Here is a 3134-nt window from a genome sequence, read left to right as displayed (position 1 = left end):
TCGTCGGCGTTGTTCCCGTCACCAATTCACCCCACATGCAATGAGAGCTTCAATTAATCATTCGCTGCAGCGGACGGATTCGCTGTCCGCTTAGCTCCCACGCTGGCCATCACCATGAAGCGATTGGTCTTAGTCTGCGTAGTCGGCCTCCACTGTATGGTTCAGGGAACGACGCTGCCGCCGATTGAAGTCTCTCAGCTCTTTCAAGATGCGGACATCGTCGCTTTGGTGGAGGTGACGTCTGGTGAGACGATTGGCACGGGCGAGAAGTCCTGCGGCGCCAAGTACTCGGCCTTGATAGTCGACGGATTCAAAGGCGCTTCAGCCGGGGCAACTATTGAGTTTGGGAACTACTACGGCTACGAAATTGGAAATCGCTACGTCCTGTTCCTTGTGGGGCCTGGGAGCAGGCACGAGCCAGTGATGAGTGCCAATTCCATGCATCGCGACGCTGAGGCCGAGCACGAGAAGCGGTGTGCCTCCCGCCTTCGCAGGAACACCGTGATGCACAGCGGAAACGGTGCATTGAGAGTTCATTGGGTTGCTGACTTCCAATACAAGGACGGCGTCGCGGTGCCCACGCGCTATGTTGTTTTGCCAAGCGCCGTCTCCACAATTCCAGCGAAGGTCACAGAGACAAACGTATTCTCTGGTGAGGTTTGGGTACGCCTGCCCGAGCTGGTTAATGTGCTCAGAGGCATGGCAAGTGAGGGCTAGCAAGTCAACCGACACGGACTTCCTGTCGGCCGCCGGCCATTTCCGGCGCTAAGCCAAAGCCGGGTGGCCGACGATCTGCCGCAGCACCCGCTCCTCCAGCTCCGCAAACCCTGCCGCCGTGCGCGAGCGTGGGCGAGGCAGCGAGACCGTCGCATCCAGCGCGATGCCGCCGCGGTCGATCAGCAGCACGCGGTTGGCCAGGGCCACGGCCTCGGCGACATCGTGGGTGACGAGCAGGGCCGTGAAGCCGTGATGGCGCCAGAGCTGCTCGATGAGGCGGTGCATCTCCAGCCGGGTCAGCGCATCTAGCGCGCCCAACGGCTCGTCAAGCAGCAGCAGGCGAGGGCGGTGCACGAGAGCGCGGGCGAGTGCCACGCGCTGGCGCTGACCGCCTGACAGCGTCGCCGGCCAGTCGCTGCCGCGGCCGGCGAGGCCAACCTGGGACAGTGCCTCCATCGCGCGGTCCCTGGCATCGGGGCCGGCGAGGCCGAGCGCGACGTTGTCGACAACGCGCTTCCAGGGCAGCAGGCGGGCGTCCTGGAACATCAGCCGGCGCTCGCCCGCCGTCCCCGCTTCGACAAGGCCGGCGCTCGGCGAGTCCAGCCCGGCGATGAGCCGCAGCAGCGTGCTCTTGCCGCAGCCGCTGCGGCCCACCAGCGCGACGAACTCGCCCGGCGCGACGGTCAGGTCCAGGTCCTGCAGCACATGGCGTGTGCCGAAGGATTTGGCAACGCCGCGCAGTTGCAGCGCCAAGCCGTTCGACGTGTTGCGTGCCGGCGTGTCGACCACCACGGGCTCTCGCGGTAGCACGGGGGTGTCGAATTCAGTGAGCCACATGGTCAGTTCCCCTCAGCCGCATAGCCGCGGTGCCAGGGCAGCCAGGCTTTCTCCAGCCCGCGCGCGACGACGTCGGCCAGCTTGCCGAGCACCGCATACAGCAGGATGCCGACCAGCACGATGTCGGTCTGCAGGAATTCGCGCGCATTCATCGTCAGGTAGCCGATGCCGGCCTGGGCCGACAGCGTCTCGGCGACGATCAGCAGCACCCACATCAGCCCGAGCGAGAAGCGCAGGCCGACGAGGATGGACGGCAAGGCGCCGGGCAGGATGACCTGCCGGTACAGCTGGAAGCCCGACAGGCCGTAGCTGCGCGCCATCTCGATGAGGTCGCGGTCGACGTTGCGGATGCCGTGGAAGGTGTTGAGGTAGACCGGGAAGAACACACCCACGGCGACCAGCACCAGCTTGGCGGCCTCGTCGATGCCGAACCACAGGATGACCAGGGGGATCAGCGCCAGCGCGGGGATGTTGCGCACCATCTGCAGCGTCGTGTCCAGCAGCGTCTCGGCCGCGCGCCAGGTGCCGGTCAGCAGGCCCAGCAACAGGCCGAGGCCGCCGCCGATGGCCAGCGCCGAGAAGGCCCGCGCCGTGCTGACGGCGACGTGATGCGCCAATTCGCCCGAGCGCAGCAGCTGCCAGAAGGCGGCCAGCACCGCGGCGGGCTCGGGCAGGATGCGCGCAGACAGCACCCCGCTGCGTGAGGCGATCTCCCAGGCGACGAGGAGAGCTGCGGGCAGCAGCCAGGGGATGAGGCGGCGCAACATCGGTTCAGCTCGCGGAAACGGCCTTGGGCACGTAGCTGTTGGCCACGACTTCGCCGAACGGGCCGGTCAGCGCGGGCGCGGTGAGCTTCTCGCGCACGCCCAGCGGCAGCAGCGGGAACACCAGTTCCGCAAAGCGGTGGGCCTCGTCCAGATGCGGATAGCCGCTGAGGATGAAGTACTCCAGGCCGATGTCCGAGTATTCCTTGATGCGGTCCGCCACCTGCTGCGGGCTGCCCACCAGGGCCGTGCCCGCGCCACCGCGCACCAGGCCCACGCCGGCCCACAGATTCGGCGCGATCTCCAGCCCCTGGCGCACATCGGCCTTGTTGAACTGGCCACCATGCAGTTCGGCCATGCGGCGCTGGCCGACCGAGTCCATGGTCTTGAAGCGCGCCTGGGCGGCGGTGACGGTGGTTTCGTCCAGCTCGGACAGCAGCTCGCCGGCGGCGCGCCAGGCTTCATCTTCGGTCTCGCGCACGATGACATGCAGGCGGATGCCGTAGTGCAGGCGGCGGCCTCGTGCCGCGGCGCGTTCGCGCACGTCGGCGAGTTTTTTCTCGACCTCGGCCGGGGGTTCGCCCCAGGTCAGGTAGGTGTCGACCTGCTCCGCAGCCAGGTCGTGCGCCGGGCCTGAGGAGCCGCCGAAGAACACCGGCGGGTAGGGCTTGTTGATGGGCGGGTAGAGCACCTTGCCGCCCTTGACGCTGAGATGCTCACCATCCAGGTCCAGCGGCTCGCCGGTGTGCGAGCGGGCCAGCAGTTCGCGCCAGATGCGGATGAACTCGGCGCTCTGCTCKTAGCGCGCCGCGTGAT

At 67.0% G+C, this 3134-nt stretch carries 4 protein-coding genes; 1 reads left to right on the top strand and 3 read right to left on the bottom strand.

Annotation, left to right across the window (positions count from 1 at the left end; translation table 11 throughout):
* The first annotated feature begins 114 nt into the window (after positions 1-114).
* On the top strand, positions 115-717 hold the full coding sequence (locus ACXJKR_RS28335; protein ID WP_457325670.1) for a hypothetical protein: 603 nt from the start codon (positions 115-117) through the stop codon (positions 715-717).
* 48 nt (positions 718-765) lie between these two features.
* On the opposite strand, the gene ACXJKR_RS28330 is transcribed toward ACXJKR_RS28335, so the two are convergent.
* From ACXJKR_RS28330 to ACXJKR_RS28320, 3 genes are all read right to left on the bottom strand, one after another.
* Positions 766-1554 carry an ATP-binding cassette domain-containing protein gene (locus ACXJKR_RS28330; RefSeq protein WP_457325669.1) on the bottom strand — a complete coding sequence of 263 codons (789 nt, stop codon included), beginning with the start codon at positions 1552-1554 and terminating at the stop codon, positions 766-768.
* A 2-nt stretch (positions 1555-1556) separates the two neighbouring features.
* Positions 1557-2321 carry an aliphatic sulfonate ABC transporter permease SsuC gene (ssuC, locus tag ACXJKR_RS28325; RefSeq protein ID WP_056198904.1) on the bottom strand — a complete coding sequence of 255 codons (765 nt, stop codon included), beginning with the start codon at positions 2319-2321 and terminating at the stop codon, positions 1557-1559.
* Positions 2322-2325: 4 nt separating this feature from the next.
* Positions 2326-3134: LLM class flavin-dependent oxidoreductase (locus tag ACXJKR_RS28320; RefSeq protein WP_457325668.1), on the bottom strand; the 809-nt coding region annotated here is incomplete at its 5' end.

It is taken from the genome of Roseateles sp. P5_E11 (assembly GCF_054049355.1).
Note: the sequence above shows the minus strand (reverse complement) of the source record. Positions and strands in the feature narration are given on the sequence as shown.

What these genes read in the sequence shown, in the direction of transcription:
- ACXJKR_RS28335 (WP_457325670.1), top strand. Translation starts at nt 115, where the DNA reads ATGAAGCGATTGGTCTTAGTCTGCGTAGTCGGCCTCCACTGTATGGTT.
- ACXJKR_RS28330 (WP_457325669.1), bottom strand. Translation starts at nt 1,554, where the DNA reads ATGTGGCTCACTGAATTCGACACCCCCGTGCTACCGCGAGAGCCCGTG.
- ssuC (WP_056198904.1), bottom strand. Translation starts at nt 2,321, where the DNA reads ATGTTGCGCCGCCTCATCCCCTGGCTGCTGCCCGCAGCTCTCCTCGTC.